This is a genomic window from Pseudonocardia broussonetiae (assembly GCF_013155125.1).
GTDB lineage: Bacteria > Actinomycetota > Actinomycetes > Mycobacteriales > Pseudonocardiaceae > Pseudonocardia > Pseudonocardia broussonetiae.
Genome location: NZ_CP053564.1, coordinates 7,158,905 through 7,177,725 on the forward strand (window position 1 = coordinate 7,158,905; position 18,821 = coordinate 7,177,725).

Genomic DNA, 18,821 nt, shown 5'->3' on the forward strand with positions numbered 1-18,821 from the left:
GCTGGTCAGCACGGGCGGCGGGACACCCGGCCGGGTGAACTAACCTCGGGCCGCGTGAGCGACCAGAGCACGTCCTACCCCGCCGCCGAGCGGCTCGACCTCGTCGAGACCCTGCACGGGCACCGCGTCGCCGACCCCTACCGCTGGCTCGAGGACGCGGCCGACCCGCGGACGAAGGCCTGGTCGGACGCCCAGGACGAGCTGGCCTCCGCCCACCTCGACGCCCTCCCCGGCCGCGAGGCGCTGGCCGGGCACCTGCGCACGCTGCTGTCGTCCGGCTCGGTGTCGGTGCCGCTGTGGCGGGCCGGGCGCCGGTTCTCGGTGCGCCGTGAGCCCGGCCAGGAGCACGCCGTCGTTCTGGTGCGCGAGCCCGACGGCACCGAGCGCGTGCTGCTCGACCCGATCGCGATCGACCCGACCGGCCTCACCACCGTCGACGGCTGGGTCCCCGACCTCGAGGGGCGCCGCCTGGCCTACCAGCTCTCCGCGGGCGGCGACGAGCAGTCGGTGCTGCACGTGCTCGACGTCGCCACCGGCGAGGACGTCGAGCCGCCGATCGACCGCTGCCGCTACTCCGCCGTCGCGTGGCTGCCCGGCGGCGAGGAGTTCCTGTTCGTGCGGATGGTCGACGCCGCCGAGGTGCCCGAGGGGCAGCAGGCGTTCCACCGCCGCATCTGGCGCCACCGCCTCGGCACCCCCACCAGCGACGACGTGCTGGTCGAGGCCCCCGGCCTCTACGACGGCCACAACTACTACGGCGTCCGCACCTCCCGCGACGGCGCCTGGACGGTCGTCACCGCCAACGTCGGCACGGCCCGGCGCGACAGCCTGTGGGTCGGGCCGGTCGGCGGCGACCTCGTCCGCGTGCTGGCCCAGGACGACGACGTCCAGTGCAGCGCCTGGGTCGACCGCGACGGCCGCCTCTACCTGCTGACGACCGACGGCGCCCCGCGCTGGCGCCTCGCCGTCACCGACCCGTCGACGCCCGGGCGCGAGCACTGGCGCCCGCTCGTCGACGAGGACCCGGGGTCGGTGCTCGACGCCGTCGTCCTGCTCGACGGCGACGCCCCGCGCCTGGCCGTCCTGCGCTCCCGCCACGCCGTCGCCGAGCTCGCGCTGCACCACCCCGACGGCACGCCCGCGGAGACCGTGGCGCTGCCGGGCACGGGATCGGTCCACGGCCTCACCGTCGCCGACCGCGACACCCCGGCCGAGCACGGGAAGCTGTGGATCGGCTGGACCGACCTCGTGACGCCCCCGCAGGTGCACCGCTACGAGGCCGGCGCGCTCGTGCTCGAGGCCACCGCGCCCGGTGCGGTCGAGGTGCCGGATGTCCGCACCGAGCAGCGGGAGTTCACCTCCGCCGACGGCACGACCGTCCGGATGTTCGTCGTCACCCCGGCCACCGGCGACGGCCCGCGCCCCACCCTCGTCACCGGCTACGGCGGCTTCGGCATCAGCCGCGAGCCCGCCTACACCGCGTCGGCGCTGGCCTGGGTCGCGGCGGGCGGCGGGTACGCGCTGGTGTCGCTGCGCGGCGGCGGCGAGGAGGGCGAGGACTGGCACCGCGCCGGCAACCGCGGCCACAAGCAGAACGTCTTCGACGACCTGCACGCCGCCGCCGGGGCGCTGGTCGCCGCCGGCGACACCACGCCCGCCCAGCTGTCGATCATGGGCGGGTCCAACGGCGGCCTGCTCGTGGGCGCCGCGCTCGTCCAGCGCCCCGACCTCTACGCCGCGGTCGTCTGCTCCGCCCCGCTGCTGGACATGGTGCGCTACGAGGAGTTCTCGCTCGGGCGCACCTGGAACGAGGAGTACGGCACGGCCGACGACCCGACGGAGCTGGGCTGGCTGCTGTCCTACTCGCCCTACCACCACGTCACCGACGGCGTCGACTACCCGGCGACGCTGTTCACCGTGTTCGAGTCCGACACGCGTGTCGACCCCCTGCACGCCCGCAAGATGTGCGCGGCCCTGCAGCACGCCACGGTCGGCGGGGCCCCGATCCTGCTGCGCCGCGAGACCGACGTGGGCCACGGCGCCCGCTCGGTCTCCCGCACCGTCGGCCTCGCCGCCGACCAGCTCGCGTTCCTGGCCGCGCACACCGGTTTGGAGATCTCATCGTGAACGACCTGCTCCCCGAACAGCCCGCCTGCGCCTCGGAGGCCGGCACCTGGTGCGCCCGCTTCTACCAGTGGACCAACAACGACTTCCTGGCGCGCTCGGCCGACGCGATCGTCGGCACCACCATGAAGATCGCCCTGATCCTCGTGCTGGCGATCCTCGCCCGGTACCTGCTGCACCGGCTGGTCTCGCGCGTCGTCGACGGCGCGGCCAACGCCCGGCTCCCCCGCCGCGCCTCCGCGGCGGCCGCCGCGGCCGCGCCGGTGCGGCGCGCCCAGCGCGCCCGCACCATCGGCTCGGTGCTGCGCTCGATCATCTCGGTGATCGTCCTGACGATCGCCGCGATCATGGTGCTGTCCGAGTTCGGCGTGAACCTCGGCCCGATCCTCGCCTCGGCCGGCATCGTCGGCGTGGCGGTCGGCTTCGGTGCGCAGAACCTCGTCCGGGACTTCCTGTCCGGCATGTTCATGCTCATGGAGGACCAGTACGGCGTGGGCGACATCGTCGACCTCGGCGAGGCCAGCGGCACCGTCGAGGCGGTCGGCCTGCGGATCACGACGCTGCGCGACGTCAACGGCACCGTCTGGTACGTCCGCAACGGCGAGATCCTGCGCGTGGGCAACAAGAGCCAGGGCTTCGCCGTCGCCGTCGTCGACATCCCGGTGGCGCACAGCGCCGACATCGTCGACGCGACCGCGCTGATCGGCACCGTCGCCTCCGAGCGCGTCGCGCAGGAGGACGTCGCCCCGCACGTCCTGGAGCCCGTCGAGGTGCTGGGCGTGGAGCGCGTCGGCCCGGAGGGCGTCACGCTGCGGCTCACCGTCAAGGTCGCCCCCGGCAAGCAGTGGCTGGTGCAGCGCGCGCTCAACGCCGCCCTCACCGACGCCTTCGACGACGCCCACGTCCCGCGCCCGGGCCTGCTCCCCGCCCTCCCGCCCGCGGGCCCGCCCCTCGCCAAGTGACGCCGCAGGGGATGATGGAGCCGTGAGCGATCCGCAGAACTTCTACGCCGAGGTGGGCGGCGCGCCCGTCTTCGACAAGCTCGTCTCCCGGTTCTACGAGGAGGTGGCCGCCGACGAGGTGCTGCGGCCGCTGTACCCGGAGGAGGACCTCGGCCCGGCCGAGGTGCGGCTGCGGATGTTCCTGGAGCAGTACTGGGGCGGTCCGCGCACCTACTCCGACCAGCGCGGGCACCCCCGCCTGCGCATGCGGCACAACCCGTTCAAGGTCGGCCCGATCGAGCGCGACGCGTGGCTGCGCTGCATGCGCATCGCCGTCGACGAGGCCGGGTTCGACGACGCCCACCGCGAGCAGATCTGGCAGTACATGACCTACGCCGCGGCGAGCATGCAGAACTCCGACTTCTGACGCCCTACTCGTCGGGGTCGGCGAGCTCCACCGTCGGCCCGTAGTGCCCGCGCCACGCGGCCAGCGTGCCGGACGTGCCGTCGGTGAAGGCGAGCCGGCGCAGCGTCACGGCCACGGCGGCGCGGCTGGCCGGGTCACCGGGCAGGTCGATCGTCTCGGGCCCGCGCATCTCCCGCACCGCGTCGACGACGTCGGCCACGACCACGCCCAGCACCGGGTCGCCGTGCTCGTCGAGGAGCCGGCGGAACGCGGCGTCGCGCTCGGCGTCGAAGGGCAGGGGCGCGCCGTCGGGCTCCGCCGCCGGGTGGGCCGGGTGCAGCCGCAGCACCGGGACCCAGCCGTCGGGCACCGGCACGTGCGTGGCCGGCCCCCGCTCCTGCCGCACCTGCGACGGGCGCAGCCGCAGCCCGGTGCCGCCGCCGGGCGCGGTGATCTCCATGCGTCCCGCCGCCGTCACGACCAGGACGTCGGGTGCCACGCCGGTCAACTGCCCGAGCAGGCCGCCGGTGACGGCGTCGCGCCCGACGGCACCGCGGAGCACCGCGAGGGCGTCCGGGTCGGCGGTGCGCACCAGCACGTCCGCGGCGGGCGCGCCGAGGCCGAGGTCGAACAGGACGCCGGAGAGGTCGGCCGGGCGCAGGGCGCCGTCGTCGGGCCCGAGCTCGGTGACGACGCGGCGGGCCTCGCGCCGGGCGGTCTCCTCCGGCACGCAGAACGCGACGGCGTGGTGCCAGCGCAGGGGGTCGCGCGCCGAGGGCGTCTCGTAGGCGATCGCCACGGCGTCGTCGGGCAGCACGATCCGCAGCCCGCCGCGCGGGGTGACCACGCTGTTGGGGCCGCGCTGCGCGGCCTCCCCGGGCAGCCGCGCCAGCCGGGCCAGCGCGCCGGGCGCCCCCGCCGACCACGACGACGTCTCAAGCGCGAGGTGCTCCTCGACCAGGACCCGGACGGGGCCGAGTGCGGGGTCCGTCGACCGGTCCATCGGCAGAGCGTGTCACGCCTCACACGCTCCGTCGAGGTGGGTCTCGATGTGCGACGCCCGGTGCGGCCCATCGGGGGACGCGTACTACGCGCGGTGACCAACTCCCCCCGCCATCCGGGAACGAAGCCTGGCAGGATCTGCCCGTGCAGTGGTGGCGCGAGGCGGTGGTCTACCGGGTCTACGTGCGCAGCTTCACCGACAGCGACGGTGACGGCATCGGCGACCTGGAGGGGATCCGCGCCCGCCTCGGCTACCTGGAGCTGCTGGGCGTCGACGCGCTGTCGCTGGCGCCGTTCTACCCGTCGCCGATGGCCGACCACGGCTACGACGTCGCCGACCCCCGTGACGTCGACCCCGTGTACGGCGACCTCGCCGTCTTCGACGCCCTCGTCACCGACGCCCACGAGCACGGTCTGAAGATCATCGTCGACCTGGTGCCCAACCACACCTCGGTCGAGCACGAGTGGTTCCGCGCCGCCCGCACGTCGAAGCCGGGCAGTCCCGAGCGCGAGCGCTTCCACTTCCGCCCCGGCCGCGGCCCGGGCGGCCAGGAGCCGCCCAACGACTGGCAGAGCGTGTTCGGCGGACCCGCGTGGACGCGGCTGCCCGACGACCCGGAGTGGTACCTGCACCTGTTCTCCCCCGCGCAGCCCGACCTCGACTGGACCAACCCGGAGGTGTGGGCCGACCTCGACAAGACGGTCCGGTTCTGGCTCGACCGCGGCGTCGACGGCTTCCGGGTCGACGTCGCCCACGGCATGAGCAAGCCCGAGGGCCTGCCCGACGCCGGCGGGTGCCGCGACGACCCCCGCTTCGACCACGAGGGCGTCCACGACGTGCACCGGATGGTCCGCGCCGTCGTCGACCACTTCCCGGGCACCGTGCTGGTCGGGCAGGTCGACGTCCGCGACGACGACGCGTTCGCCCGCTACGTCCGCCCCGACGAGCTGCACGTCGGGCTCACCTACCGGCTGCTGGAGTGCCCCTTCGCCGCCGACGCCGTGCGCGACGCGATCGAGGACTCGTTCGAGGCCGTCGCCCCGACGCGCTCGCGCCCGTCGTGGGCGCTGGCCGACCACGACACCGTGCGCCCGGTCACCCGCTGGGGCGGCGAGGCGCGGGCGCGCGCGATGGCGCTGGTGACGCTCGCGCTGCCGGGCACGGTGTTCCTCTACAACGGCGAGGAGCTCGGGCTGCCCGACGTCGAGCTGCCCGACGAGGCGCTGCAGGACCCGCGCTGGACGCAGTCGGGCGGCACCGACCGCGGCCGCGACGGCTGCCGCGTCCCGATCCCGTGGGAGGGCACGGCGCCCGGGTTCGGGTTCACCTCCGGCGAGCCGTGGCTGCCGATCCCCGCGCAGTGGGCCGACCGGCTCGTCGCCGACCAGCTGGAGGACACCGCGTCCACGCTGTCGGTGTACCGGCGCGCGCTCGAGCTGCGCCGCTGCCACCCCGGCTTCACCGGCACCGACGTCGAGTGGTTCGGCGCCCCGCAGGACTGCCTCGCGTTCCGCCGCTCCGGGTCGACGCTCGTGTGCGCGCTGAACACCGGGACCGTCGCGGTGCCCCTGCCCCCGGGCGACGTCCTGCTGTCCTCGGGCCCCCTGCGCGGCGGACTGCTCCCCCCCGACACGGCGGTGTGGCTGGCCTGACGGCCCCGTGAGTGGAAAAGAGTGCCAGGGCACTCCTTTCCACTCACGACCTCAGGCCAGCAGCAGCGGCAGCGCGGTGAGCCGGCGGCGGACGACGGCGCCGTAGCGGGCGTCCAGGCGCAGCCAGCTGCCCGTCGACGACACGCGCACGGCGTCGTCGGGGCCCCCGGCGACGAACCCCATCCCCGACAGCGCGAACAGGCAGCGCATGGGCACCTTCACCGCCGGCGCGTCCCCCGCGCTCACGGTCAGCACCGTCTGGTCCAGCAGCGACGCCGGCGGCCCCATCGGCCCGGCGTTCTCCCGGGCCACGGTCAGCCCGCGCTCGGTGAGCTGCTCGATCTCCGCGGCGGGCACGACGTCGACCGCCGCCCACCCGTCGACGGGCGGCAGCTCGCCCTGCCACAGCCCGCCCGCGCCCGGGTCGACGACGCCCGCCCGCTCCACCGACAGCGCCGTGAGCAGCGACGACGCCGGCGTCGTGACGTCGGCGGGGTCGAGCGTGCCGTGCACCGAGCGCGTCGCGAGCACGTCGAACGGCGTCGACGCCCATGCCGTCACGATCCCGCCCGCCGCGCGCAGCCGCACGGTCGCCACGGCGTCCAGGCGCACGACCCGGCCGATGAACGCGCCGAGGTCGCCGCGCTCGTCGGCGTCGGGGATCGCCAGCGCACTCACGCACCCTCCTCGCTGACGCTCGTCGGCCGCGTTCGCGGCACTGCTGTGTCCGATGGTGAGCTCGCAGGCTCGCTCACGTCCACTCCCCCAGCCACGCCTTCTCCTCCGCCGTCAGCCGCCGCGGGCGCTGCGCCGCCAGGTCGAAGGTCGCCATGCGGGTGTGCGCGGTGATCGCGACCGGCGCGTCCTCGCCGGGCCCGTCGTGCAGGACGTAGCGGATGACGAACGACGCCGCCCGCACCTCCTCCACCGTCATCACGATGCGCAGCGTGTGCGAGCGGTACGCCACCTGCTTCGCGTACCGCACGCCGAGCTCGGCGACGAGGAGCCCGGAGGAGAACCCGCCGACGCCGTCGGCCTCGGCCCGCTCGAAGAACAGCGCGATGCGCGCCTCCTCGAGCAGCGTCACCGCGCGCGCGTGGTTGAGGTGCCGGTAGGAGTCCTGGTCGGTCCAGCGCAGGGGCACCTGCGCGACGAAGTGCGCCACGCCCCCACCCTCTCACCCGAGGTCCGCGGGTCAGCGCGCCAGGCCCCGCAGCTGCCGCGACACCACCGACAGCGTGGCCAGGTCCAGCCGCGCCGACGTCCCGACCTCGTGCAGCGCCGCCCGCGCCCGCACCAGCCTCGACGCGTTCGCCTGCTCCCACTGCGCGATGGCGTCCTCCACCGGCGTCCCGGGCGCCGCCTCGCGCAGCGCGTCGAGGGTGATGGCGCGCAGGGAGCCGTAGAGGTCGTCGCGCAGGGCGAGGCGGGCCAGCGCGTGCCAGCGGTCGCCGCGTTCCAGCGCGCTCACCGACGTCAGCGCCATGTCGACGCCCAGGTGCTCGGACAGCGCGTAGTACAGCTCCGCCACCTCACGGGGCTCGCGCGGCTCCCGGTCGCGCTCGGCCAGCTCGACGAGCTCGACGACGTCGAGCAGGCCGTAGCCGTACATCAGCGCGGCCGCCCGCGCGGCGCACTCCGTGCCGACGCCGGCTGCGGTGAGCAGGCGCTCCCGTTCCCGCACCGCCTCGAGCTCGCGCCCGCGCAGCAGCCCGGACAGCTCGCCGCGCAGCGCCCGCACCGGCTCGGCGAACCGGGACACCTCGGCGCCGACGGCGAGCGGCTGCGGGCGGTTGGTGAGGAACCAGCGCGACGCGCGGTCGAGCAGGCGCCGGGAGTCGAGCACGATCGTGTCCGACACCTCGGTCGCGATCGCGGGATCGCGCAGCTCGGCCCACAGCGCGGGCAGGTCGAACACGGCCGTCGTGACCGCGAAGGCCCGCACCGCGTCGGTCGCGGTCGCGGAGAGCTCCTCGCCGAGGCGGAACGCGTAGGTCATGCCGGCGCCGTCGACCATCTCGTTGACCAGCTGCGTCGTCACGATCTCGCGCCGCAGCGGGTGCCCGGCGATCGCCTTCGGGAAGCGCTCGCGGATCGCGCGCGGGAAGTACTCCGGCAGCCGCGACGCGAACGCCGCCGCGTCGGGCAGGTCGGTGGAAAGCACCTGCGCGGTGAGGTCGAGCTTGCTGTGCGCGAGCAGCGTCGACAGCTCCGGGCTGCTCAGGCCCAGTCCCGCCGCCTCGAGCGCGGCGAAGCCGGCCTCGTCGGGCAGCACCTCGAGGCGCCGGACGAGCCCGTGCCGCTCCTCGAGGTCGGCGGTGAGCCGCCCGTGCACGCCGGTCATGTCGGCGGCGTGCGCCCGCGCGATGCCCAGCACGGCGTTCTGGTCGCGGTTGTCGGACAGCACCAGCGCCGACACCTCGTCGGTCATCTCGACGAGCACCGCGTTGCGGGCGGTGCGGTCGAGCTCCCCGGCGACGACGAGCCGGTCGAGCAGGATCTTGATGTTGACCTCGTGGTCGGAGCAGTCGACGCCCGCCGAGTTGTCGATGGCGTCGGTGTTGATCTTCCCGCCGGCGCGGGCGAACTCGATCCGCCCCTTCTGCGTCAGCCCCAGGTTGCCGCCCTCGCCGACGACCTTGACCCGCAGCTCCGCCCCGTTGGCGCGCACGGCGTCGTTGGCCTTGTCGCCCGCCGCCTCGTGCGTCTCGTCGGTGGCCTTGACGTAGGTGCCGATGCCGCCGTTCCACAGCAGGTCGGCCGGCGCGCGCAGGATCGCGGCGATGAGCTCGGGCGGGCTGAGCCGCTCGGTGCCGTCGGGCAGGCCCAGGGCGGCGCGCATCTCCGGCCCGACCGGCACCGACTTCGCCGTGCGCGGCCACACCCCGCCGCCCGCGCTGATCAACGACCGGTCGTAGTCGTCCCACGACGAGCGCGGCAGCGCGAACATGCGCTCGCGCTCGGCGAAGCTCGCGGCCGCGTCCGGCGTCGGGTCGACGAAGACGTGCCGGTGGTCGAACGCCGCGAGCAGCCGGATGTGCGGGGAGAGCAGCATGCCGTTGCCGAACACGTCGCCGGACATGTCGCCCACGCCCACGACCGTGAACTCCTGCGCCTGCGTGTCGACGCCGAGCTCGCGGAAGTGGCGCTTGACGCTCTCCCACGCGCCCTTCGCCGTGATGCCCATGGCCTTGTGGTCGTAGCCGACCGACCCGCCGGACGCGAACGCGTCGCCCAGCCAGAAGCCGTAGGAGGCCGCGACCTCGTTGGCCGTGTCGGAGAAGCGCGCGGTGCCCTTGTCGGCGGCGACCACGAGGTAGGAGTCGTCGCCGTCGTGGCGGACGACGTCCGGCGGCGGGACCGTCCGGCCGTCGACCAGGTTGTCGGTGACGTCGAGCAGCCCGGAGATGAACATGCGGTAGCAGGCCTCGACCTCGGCCGGGTCGGGCTGCGCCGCGCGGACGAAGAACCCGCCCTTCGCCCCGACCGGCACGATGACCGCGTTCTTCACGGCCTGCGCCTTGACCAGCCCGAGGATCTCGGTGCGGAAGTCCTGCGGGCGGTCCGACCAGCGCAGACCACCGCGCGCCACGGCGCCGAAACGCAGGTGGACGCCCTCCACGCGCGGCGAGTACACCCAGATCTCGAACCGCGGGCGCGGCGCCGGCATGTCCGGCACCAGCGCCGGGTCGATCTTGAAGGAGAAGAAGTCGCGCTCGCGGAACCAGTTGGTGCGCAGGGTCGCGGTGATCATCGCCAGGTAGCCGCGCAGGATGCGGTCGGCGTCGAGCCCGGTGACGGAGTCGATCAGCGCACGGGCCTCGGACAGCGCGGCGGTCTCCGCGCGCTCGCGGTCCTCGACGGAGCCGACGGCCGGGTCGAACCGCGCCCGGAACACCCCGAGCAGCGCCCGCGCCACGGCGGGCTGGGTGAGCAGCGTGTCGGCCATGTACTGCACGCCGTACGGGCTGCCGAGCTGGCGCGCGTAGCGGGCGTAGGCGCGCAGCACCGCGACCTCGCGCCACGGCAGCCCGGCGCGCAGCACCAGCGCGGAGAACCGGTCGGTCTCGGCGTCCCCGCGCCAGGCGGCGCTGAACGCCGAGCAGAACCCGGCCTCGACCTCGGCCTCGGTGCGCCCGTCGAGCGCCGTGCGCGTGGCCTCGTCGACCTGCAGGCCGAAGTCGTAGAGGTAGCAGCGCAACCCGTCGGGCCGCAGGAACTCCGAGGGGCGCTCGTCGAGGACCTCGACGCCGAGCTGCTGCAGCAGCGGCAGCACGGCCGTCAGGGTGGCGGGGGCTCCCGCGAGGTAGAGCGCGAAGCGGCGGACGCCGTTCTCCCCGGCGTCGTGCAGCCGCACCGAGAAGTCGCCGGGCCCGGCGAGCGCGGCGATGCGGCGCAGGTCGGCCACCGCGTGCTGCGGGTCGACCGCGGCCTTGTACGTCTCCGGCACCCCGGCCAGCAGGACGCCGACCCCGGCCCCCTCCGGGGTCTGGAGAAGCCGGTCGTCCCAGGTGCGGACGGCCTCCGTCAGCTCGTCCTGCAGCGCCGCCACGTCGACGTCGCCGAAGCCGGCGGCGTCGGTGGGGGCGTGCACGGTGAACTGCACGAGCGCGAGCGCCGACTCCGACACCCGCGCGGTGTGGTCGACGGTCGTGCCGCCCAGGCGCTGCTGCAGCACCTGGGCCATCGCGAGGCGCGACGACGTCGTGTAGCGGTCACGCGGGAGGTACACCAGGGCCGAGACGAACCGGCGGTACGGGTCGGGGCGCAGGAACACCCGCACCGCGCGGCGCCCGGCCACGGCGAGCACGCCGACGGCGGTGTCGTGCAGCCGCTGCACGCCCGCGCTGAACAGCTCCTCGCGCGGCAGGTCCGAGAGCACCTCGAGCATCTGCTGGCCGGAGTAGGACTCCAGCGGGAAGCCGGCGCGGTGGATGGCGTCGCGGACGCGGCGGGCCACCACCGGGATGTCCAGGACGCTCTCGTAGAGCGCGGGCACCGTGAGCATCCCGAGGAAGCGGTGCTCGCCGGTGAGCCGGCCCTCGCCGTCGACGGTGGCCACGGCCAGGTAATAGGGGTGCTCCGGGCGCAGCGGGCCCGGGTCGTTGGCGCGGGTGATCACCAGCAGGTCCGGACGGCCGGCAACGCTGTCGACGCGCGGCACGAACGCGCGCTCGGCGTCGTCGCGGCGCAGGACCCCGAGACCCGTGCCGGGCTCGGCGACGAGCTCGCCGTCCGCGGTGGCCGTGTAGTGGCGGTAGCCGAGGAAGGTGACGTGGCCGTCGGCGAGCCAGCGCAGCAGCTCGGCGACGTCGCGGGGCTCGGCGGTGGCGCCGGCCGGGGCGCGCGAGGGCAGGCCGTCGGCGATGCGCAGGGCGGTCGCGAGCATGGGCTCGGCGTCGCCGACGATCTCGCGGACCTCCCGCAGCACCTCGCCGAGGCGCTCGGCCAGCTCGTCGTGGGTGAGGTGCGACGTCTCCAGGTCCAGGTGGATCCACGACTCGACGATGCTGTCGGCGGGCGGCCCGGCCGGGTCGGCGTCGGTGAGCACGTCCTCGAGGCGCCCCTCGGCGTCGCGCCGGACCACGACGATCGGGTGGATCACGCGCGTGACCTCGCCACCCGCCCGGGCGACCGCCGCGAGCAGCGACTGCACCAGGAACGGCATGTCGTCGGTGACGATCTCGACGACCGGTCCGTCCGTCGATCCCTCGGGCTGCGCGTCGCGCACCCGGATCAGCTCCTGCCCCGCCGCGCGCCGACCGGCCAGCTCGACGTGCGAGCGGGCCGCCGCGAGCAGCAGCGGGAGGTGCTCGCCCGCGAGTCCGTCCAGGTCAGGGGCGTGCCGCGCGTACAGCGATCGCAGGGCCGTCAGTTCGGGGCCGGGCTTCGTCGCCCTCTCGCCGGTGGTCACATGCGGCTCCGGGGTCTCGTCATCGGACCGCCCACCCTATGCCCACCGGGCGAACGCGGGCCCCCCGGTCGAGTGAACGGTCAGATGCCCCGGTAGGCCGCGAGCGCCCCCGCGAGGAGGTCGGCCAGGCCCAGCCCGTCGGTCGAGGTGGGGCCCGTCGACGTCGTCCCGCGCCCCGGCGGCGAACCCTCGGCCGTCTCGGCCGACCCCGCCGACTCGACCGACCCCGCCGACCCTGCCGACCCTGCCGACCTCGCCGACTCGGGCGCCGGCTCGGCTGCCGACGTCACCGCCGACCTCGCTGTCGCGTCCGGCTCGGTGCGCTCGTTCCGCTCGGCCGGCGCGGGCCCGTCGCCGCGCCGGTGCCGGCGCCCCCCGGTGCCCGGCCGCACGACCACCCCGTCGGGCAGGTACGGCCGCCGCTCCCCGGACCCCTCGGCCCCGTCCGGGTCGTGCGCACTCGCGGCGGCGGGGTGCGGTCGTGCCGCGCCGCCGGCCGCGCCGCTGCGGCCCCGGCCGTCGGCCTCATCGGCGGCGACGTCGGTCGGACGATCCACCCCGTCCGCCCTCTCCGCCGCCCTGCCCGCCCCGCCGTTGCGGTCCGCGCCTCGGTTGCGATCAGCACCACCGCTGCGGTCGACTCTCACGTCCCGGTCCGCACCCGCGTTCCGGTCCGCACCCGCGTTCCGGTCGGCACCGCCGTCCCGGTCCGGAACGCCGTTCCGGTTCACACCACCGATGCGGTCCGCACCCTCGTCCCTGTCCCCACCGCCGTTCCGGTCCGCACCGCCGTCCCGGTCCGCACCCACGTGCCGGTCGGCACCACCGTTGCGGCCCGCACCATCGTGCCGGGCCGCCCTCCCCTTCGGGTCTGCACTCACGTGCGAGTCCGCGTCCGTGTTCCGGTTGGTGCCGCCGGTGCGGTCCGCACCACCGTTCCGCGCCGCCCTCGCCTTCGGGTCCGCGCCCAGGTGCGGGGGCGAGAGCGAGTCCAGGTGCGAGTCCGCGTCCGCGTTGCGGTTGGTGCCGCTGGTGCGGTTCCCAGCGCCGCTCCGCGCCGCCCTTACGTCGCGGTCTGCGCCCGGGTCGAGGTCCGGGTTCCGATCGGTACCGCCGTCGCGGACTGCACCGCTATGGCGGTCCGTGTCGCCGATCCGGTTCGCACCGCCGTCCTGGTCTGCTCCCCCGGTCCGCCCGTACGCGTCGGCACGATCCATCCCGCCGGCACGGCTCCGGCCGGAAGCAGGACCCGGGTCTGCCGCACGCCGGTCCCGCACGTCGCGCTCGTCGTCGCGCGAGGGGTCGTAGCCCCGGCTGCCCGGCAGGCCGGCGTCATCCGCCGGCGGCCCGGAGGCGCGCGCGGGTGTCCCGCGGTCCTGTTCCTGCCGCGCCTCCCCGGAGCCGGGGCGGCGTACATCCCCTCGAGCCGATCCGGACTGCTCGCCCGCCCGGTGCCGGTCGCCCGTCGCCTCGGCGCCCACTGCCTTCGCGCCCCGCCGTCCGTCGGCGTCCGTCCGGGCCCGGCGACCCGGACCCTCATCCAGGTCGGAGCTCCCGGCATCCCCACCGCTGCGGTGTCCCGACAGACCCAGGGGATCCGGATCGGGCGCGACGTCGGCGTCGGACCGGGACGTGGCGTGGCGCGACCGCCCCGACGGTCCGGCCGACCGCGCCCGGCCGTCGAGGCGCTGCAGGACCTGCGCCCCGACCACGCCGTGCCCGTCGTGCACGGCCGCACGCAGCAGCGCGCCCTGCACCGCGGCGTCGACCGCCAGTCCGTCGACGAGCGCGGGCACGACCCGGCGCATCCACTCGGCGGCCGCGGCACGGTCGCCGTCGGCGAGCACCACCGACACCGCGTCGGGGGTGTCCCGCCGCAACCGTCCCGACTCGGGGAGCCGCTGCGCCAGCCGTCGCGCCACGCGTCGCACGGTCGGGGCCGACTCGTCCGCCGGCAGCCGCTGCCCCTCGCGGGCCAGGTCGAGCACGACGACGCACTCGCCCGTCCCCGTGTCCGGGACGTCCCCCGACGGCTCTGCGTCACCGCCGCCGCCCGCGGGCGCCTTGCCCCAGATCCGGTCGAGGTCCGCGAGCGCCGACGCCAGCCAGGCCTCCGGGTCGGCCAGCGCCGAGACGACGGCAGGATCCGGAGCGGCGCTCACCGGCTCGGCCACCGGGGGTACCGCGATGGAGGGCACCGCGGCCTGGGACACCGCTTCGGTCTCGGACCCGGCGATCACCTCACCGCCCCCACCGCGAGCAGCCCCGCTCCCCGCCGCGGGAGAACCTGCGGGCCGGTGCGCCCGGATCGCCTGCGTGGGCGCTTCCGACGCGCCGTCGCGGGTCGGGTCCAGCGTCGATCCCGCCGACCACACACCGGTGGCCCAGGGGTCGGCGGGCCAGACGTCGCTGCGTCCCGTTCCGCCGGACCTCGGAGCACGCGCCCCCGCCGAGCCGTTCCGCCCGCCGTCGGCCGATCCGCCGTCGCGGGCACCGTTCGCACCCGGGCCGCCGGCTCCCGAACCGTCCGCGCCGCGCGAGCCCGAGCCGGTCGAGGTCCGGGGTTCGCCGGTGCGTTCGGTCTCCCCGGGGTCCGCTCCGTTCCGACGGGCCCCCGGGACCCCTCCGCCCACGGCCGACAAGTCAGTGGCCGCCCACAGGGTGCCCGGCCACCCCGCCGCAGCACCGGACCTGCCGTCCGGGTCGTGCCGGGACGCGCCCTCGGAGTCCGACCGCGACGCGGCCGAGGATCCGTTCGCCGTCGCGGCGGCGTCGTCCTCCGCCCGACGGCGGCGCCGCCCGACCCCGCCCGCACCGGCGGTCCGGGCGGGACCCGCCGCACCACCGGCACCTACATCACCGGCACCCGCTTCACCGGCACCCGCTTCACCGGCGGCGGCAACGGAACCAGCGCCATCAGGCCCGCCGCCCGCACCGGCCGCATCGCTCACACCGGCCGCATCGCCACCGTCCCGCGCCGATCCGTCGTCCGCCATCGACGCCGCCTGCACGGCGCGCAGCTTCGCCGTGCGCTCCACCGAGCCCGGCAGCCACCCGGGATCACCGGCCGCGTCGGACTCCGCCGCCCGACGCCGCCCGACGGCCTCACCACGTCCGCGCTCGGGCTCGACGCTGCGGCTCGTGGAGGAACCCGCCCCGGGCGCCACACCGTGCGGATCACCCGTCGGCACGCCCGGTGCCGGCTGCGCGGTGCGCCCGGCCGGTGCGCCCGTGCCCGTGCCCAGCGACAGGATCCCGGGCAGCGACACGAGCGCGGTGCGGAAGCGCGCGACCCGGGCCCGGTGGCGGCGCTCGGCGACGACGGCGAGGCGCACCGACTCCGCCGACGCCTCGGGCCGTCCCGCCTTCTCGTGCACCTCCCCGAGCGCCGTCCGGCAGATGAACTCCAGCTCGGGAGCGTCACTCGCCGCGGCGTCGTGCGCCGCGCGCTCCAGCTCACGGGCCACATCGGCGCCGGAGCCCCGCCCCTCCTCCACGACGACCCTGGTCAGGGTGAGGCGCAGCAGTGCGAGCTGGCGCGTCGGACGCGCGTGCTCGACGAGCCGCGCCCGCAGGGGGCGGCTGCCCTCGCTCGCCTGGTCCGAGCGACCCGCCGCGATGAGCGACGAGATCCACTCCGCGGCCAGCGCCGCCGCCAGGTGCGGTGACGGGCTCAGCGCCTGCGGCGAGGTGCGCGCGCGGTCCAGCCGACCGAGCCCGTCCACCGACCGCGTGACGGCACTTCCGGAACGCCCGAGCCGCCGGTCGGCCGACGCCGCCACGAGCAGCGCCGTGGCCGATCCGATCTCCGCCGGGGCCCCGCCGACCAGGGCCCAGGCAGCCAGCGCGTCGGCCGGGTCGAGCGGACCGTCGTCGCGGCAGCGCAGGCGCGCCACGGCGGTGTCGGCCACGAGCTCCGCGTCGGCACCGTCGCCGGGCAGGGTGTCGAGCAGCGCCCGTGACGCCAGGTTCTCCCCCACGCCGTGGGCGAGGACCGCCAGCTCCAACCGCAGCCGTGCGGCGGCCGGTGCCGACAGGGCGTCGGCCCCCCACCGCGGCAGCGCTTCGAGGGCGTCGGCCGCGATCTCCCGGCCGTCACCGACCGCCGACGCGGCGTGCACCCGCCATCCGGTGGCCAGGAGCCAGGCGTCGCGGTCGGAGACCGCCGACGCCGACTCCATCAGGTGCTCCGCGAGCGCCCCCGCGAGATCGGGCCGGGTCCAGCGCAGCGACCCGACCGCCGCCGACACCGACGGCGGCGACAAGGCCGATCCCTGGGTGCTCGCCGACTCCACGTGACCTCCCGAAGTGCCGGGCACCCCCGGATGAGCCACCGGACTCCACCGGCCGGGGTAGCGCCCGCGCTCAGTCGCGCGTGAGCTTACGGTGGGTCACGCGGTGCGGGCGCGCGGCCTCCGCTCCGAGCCGCTGCTGCTTGTTGGCCTCGTAGGCCTCGAAGTTGCCCTCGAACCAGAACCACGACGCCGGGTTCTCGTCGGTGCCCTCCCACGACAGGATGTGGGTGCAGACGCGGTCGAGGAACCACCGGTCGTGGGAGATCACGACCGCGCAGCCGGGAAACTGCTCCAGCGCGTTCTCCAGCGATCCGAGCGTCTCGACGTCCAGGTCGTTGGTCGGCTCGTCGAGCAGGATGAGGTTGCCCCCCTCCTTGAGCGTGAGCGCCAGGTTGAGGCGGTTGCGCTCGCCACCGGAGAGCACTCCGGCCGGCTTCTGCTGGTCGGGCCCCTTGAAGCCGAACGCCGCGACGTAGGCGCGAGAGGGCATCTCGGTCTGACCGACCTGGATGTGGTCGAGGCCGTCGGACACGACCTCCCAGACGTTCTTCTTGGGGTCGATGCCGCCGCGGTTCTGGTCGACGTACGACAGCTTCACGGTGTCGCCGACGCGCACGGTGCCGGAGTCGGCGTGCTCGAGCCCGACGATCGTCTTGAACAGCGTCGTCTTGCCGACGCCGTTGGGGCCGATCACGCCGACGATGCCGTTGCGCGGCAGGGAGAACGACAGGTCCTTGATGAGGACCCGGCCGTCGAAGCCCTTGTCGAGGTGGTCGACCTCGACGACGACGTTGCCCAGGCGCGGGCCCGGCGGGATCTGGATCTCCTCGAAGTCGAGCTTGCGGTGCTTGTCGGCCTCGGCCGCCATCTCCTCGTACCGCTGGAGGCGGGCGCGGCTCTTCGCCTGCCGCGCCTTCGCACCGGAGCGGACCCAGGCGAGCTCGTCGGTGAGCCGCTTCGCGAGCTTGGCGTCCTTGCGCCCCTGGACGGCGACGCGCTCCGCCTTCTTCTCCAGGTACGTGGAGTAGTTGCCCTGGTAGCCGATCGCGCGGCCCCGGTCGAGCTCCATGATCCACTCAGCGACGTTGTCGAGGAAGTACCGGTCGTGCGTGACGGCGAGGACGGCACCGGCGTAGCTCGCCAGGTGCTGCTCCAGCCACAGGACGCTCTCCGCGTCGAGGTGGTTGGTGGGCTCGTCGAGGAGCAGGAGGTCGGGCTTGCTCAGCAGGAGCTTGCACAGCGCGACCCGACGGCGCTCACCGCCGGACAGCAGGGTGACCGGCGAGTCCGGCGGGGGGCAGCGCAGCGCGTCCATCGCCTGCTCGAGCTGGGAGTCGAGCTCCCACGCGTCGGCGTGGTCGAGGACCTCCTGGAGCTGGCCCATCTCCTCCATCAGCTCGTCGGTGTAGTCGGTCGCCATCTGCTCGGCGATCGCGTTGTACCGGTCGAGCTGCTGCTTGATCTCCCCGAGCCCCTCCTCGACGTTGCCGAGGACGGTCTTCTCCTCGTTGAGGGGCGGCTCCTGCTGGAGGATGCCGACCGTGGCCCCCGGAGCCAGGAGCGCCTCACCGTTGTTGGGGTGCTCCAGCCCGGCCATGATCTTCAGCACGGTGGACTTGCCGGCTCCGTTCGGGCCGACGACGCCGATCTTGGCGCCCGGGAGGAAGTTGAGCGACACGTCATCGAGGATGACCTTGTCGCCGTGAGCCTTCCGGACCTTCTGCATGCTGTAGATGAACTCCGCCACGCGCACGATGGTAGTTCGCGGCCGGTCAGTGCCCTGCGGCCGGTACGGCGTCGACGAGCTCGCGCTCGCCCTCCGCGGCCGGGGCCTGCTGGTCGTTCCACGGGTCGTCCGACGGGTGCTCCGACGAACCGGTCCCCTCGCCCGAGCCCTCCCCGTCGACCGGCACCACCGCGACGCCGAACGGGGCGGCCGCCTCGGCGCGCCGGATCCGCGTGACGACGGCCGTGCAGCGCGTCAGATCGGGGGCGACGACGTCGGCCTCGAGGTCGGTGACCGAGTTGCGACGCCCGTCGGCGGTGTCGTAGCTCCTCGTCACGAGCCGACCGCGGACGACGACCGGGTCGCCGCTGTGCAGGGACTGCGCGGTGTTCTCGGCCAGGCGGCGCCAGCAGCTCACCGCCACGAAGAAGGAGTCCCGGTCGATCCAGGTGCCGGCGTCGCGGTCGAAGCGCCGCTCGTTGCACGCGATGCGGAAGTTCAGGACGGGGGTGCCGTTGGGCAGGTGCCGCAGCTGGATCGGCGTGATGACGGTGCCGACGGCGGTGACGCTGGTCTGGTTCATGGGTCTCTCCTCGTCCGGTGGTCCTGCTGACGAGATCGAGACTGCCGCCGGCGGCGGAGGCGGCACCAGACCCACGCGGTTTCTGTGGATCGGGAGCGCACGATGTGGACAAGTGCGTCGCCGGACTCGGGAACTGTCGGCCGGCCGTGCCACGATGAGCGGTTGTCTGCACGCAAA

At 75.1% G+C, this 18,821-nt stretch carries 11 protein-coding genes; 4 read left to right on the forward strand and 7 right to left on the reverse strand.

Annotation, left to right across the window (positions count from 1 at the left end; genetic code table 11):
• Positions 1–54: 54 nt before the first annotated feature.
• The 3 genes from HOP40_RS34605 to HOP40_RS34615 are packed head-to-tail and all read left to right on the forward strand — an operon-like array spanning position 55 to position 3,492.
• The gene (locus HOP40_RS34605; RefSeq protein ID WP_172167550.1) at positions 55–2,127 is read left to right on the forward strand and encodes a prolyl oligopeptidase family serine peptidase; all 2,073 of its coding nucleotides are present in this window, start codon (positions 55–57) and stop codon (positions 2,125–2,127) included.
• Positions 2,124–3,086, forward strand: coding sequence for a mechanosensitive ion channel family protein (locus HOP40_RS34610; RefSeq protein ID WP_172167552.1), 963 nt, complete (start codon positions 2,124–2,126; stop codon positions 3,084–3,086). The genes HOP40_RS34605 and HOP40_RS34610 overlap by 4 nt, the downstream gene beginning before the upstream one ends.
• Positions 3,087–3,108: 22 nt before the next feature.
• Positions 3,109–3,492, forward strand: coding sequence for a globin (locus tag HOP40_RS34615; protein WP_172167556.1), 384 nt, complete (start codon positions 3,109–3,111; stop codon positions 3,490–3,492).
• Between the two features lie 4 nt (positions 3,493–3,496).
• Here HOP40_RS34615 and HOP40_RS34620 read toward each other — a convergent pair whose 3' ends face one another.
• Positions 3,497–4,474, reverse strand: coding sequence for a DUF6925 family protein (locus HOP40_RS34620; protein ID WP_172167558.1), 978 nt, complete (start codon positions 4,472–4,474; stop codon positions 3,497–3,499).
• 143 nt (positions 4,475–4,617) lie between these two features.
• Between HOP40_RS34620 and HOP40_RS34625 the strand changes: the two genes are divergently transcribed.
• The gene (locus HOP40_RS34625) at positions 4,618–6,126 is read left to right on the forward strand and encodes a glycoside hydrolase family 13 protein (protein ID WP_172167560.1); all 1,509 of its coding nucleotides are present in this window, start codon (positions 4,618–4,620) and stop codon (positions 6,124–6,126) included.
• 51 nt (positions 6,127–6,177) lie between these two features.
• Here the strand turns inward: HOP40_RS34625 and HOP40_RS34630 are convergent, their stop codons facing one another.
• The 6 genes from HOP40_RS34630 to ssb form a co-directional block, all read right to left on the reverse strand.
• On the reverse strand, positions 6,178–6,804 hold the full coding sequence (locus HOP40_RS34630) for a DUF8185 domain-containing protein (RefSeq protein WP_172167562.1): 627 nt from the start codon (positions 6,802–6,804) through the stop codon (positions 6,178–6,180).
• Between the two features lie 73 nt (positions 6,805–6,877).
• Positions 6,878–7,291 carry an acyl-CoA thioesterase gene (locus tag HOP40_RS34635; protein ID WP_172167565.1) on the reverse strand — a complete coding sequence of 138 codons (414 nt, stop codon included), beginning with the start codon at positions 7,289–7,291 and terminating at the stop codon, positions 6,878–6,880.
• Between the two features lie 30 nt (positions 7,292–7,321).
• Entirely contained in the window at positions 7,322–12,040 is a 4,719-nt protein-coding gene (locus tag HOP40_RS34640; protein WP_172167567.1) for an NAD-glutamate dehydrogenase, read from the reverse strand.
• Between the two features lie 80 nt (positions 12,041–12,120).
• Positions 12,121–16,305 (reverse strand): hypothetical protein, encoded by a 4,185-nt coding sequence (locus HOP40_RS34645; RefSeq protein WP_172167569.1) that lies wholly within the window; start codon positions 16,303–16,305, stop codon positions 12,121–12,123.
• A 100-nt stretch (positions 16,306–16,405) separates the two neighbouring features.
• Positions 16,406–18,082 carry an energy-dependent translational throttle protein EttA gene (ettA, locus tag HOP40_RS34650; RefSeq protein ID WP_172167571.1) on the reverse strand — a complete coding sequence of 559 codons (1,677 nt, stop codon included), beginning with the start codon at positions 18,080–18,082 and terminating at the stop codon, positions 16,406–16,408.
• A gap of 25 nt (positions 18,083–18,107) precedes the next feature.
• Positions 18,108–18,644 carry a single-stranded DNA-binding protein gene (gene ssb, locus HOP40_RS34655; protein ID WP_172167573.1) on the reverse strand — a complete coding sequence of 179 codons (537 nt, stop codon included), beginning with the start codon at positions 18,642–18,644 and terminating at the stop codon, positions 18,108–18,110.
• Positions 18,645–18,821 lie beyond the last annotated feature (177 nt).

What these genes read in the sequence shown, in the direction of transcription:
- HOP40_RS34620 (WP_172167558.1), bottom strand. Translation starts at nt 4,474, where the DNA reads ATGGACCGGTCGACGGACCCCGCACTCGGCCCCGTCCGGGTCCTGGTC.
- ssb (WP_172167573.1), bottom strand. Translation starts at nt 18,644, where the DNA reads ATGAACCAGACCAGCGTCACCGCCGTCGGCACCGTCATCACGCCGATC.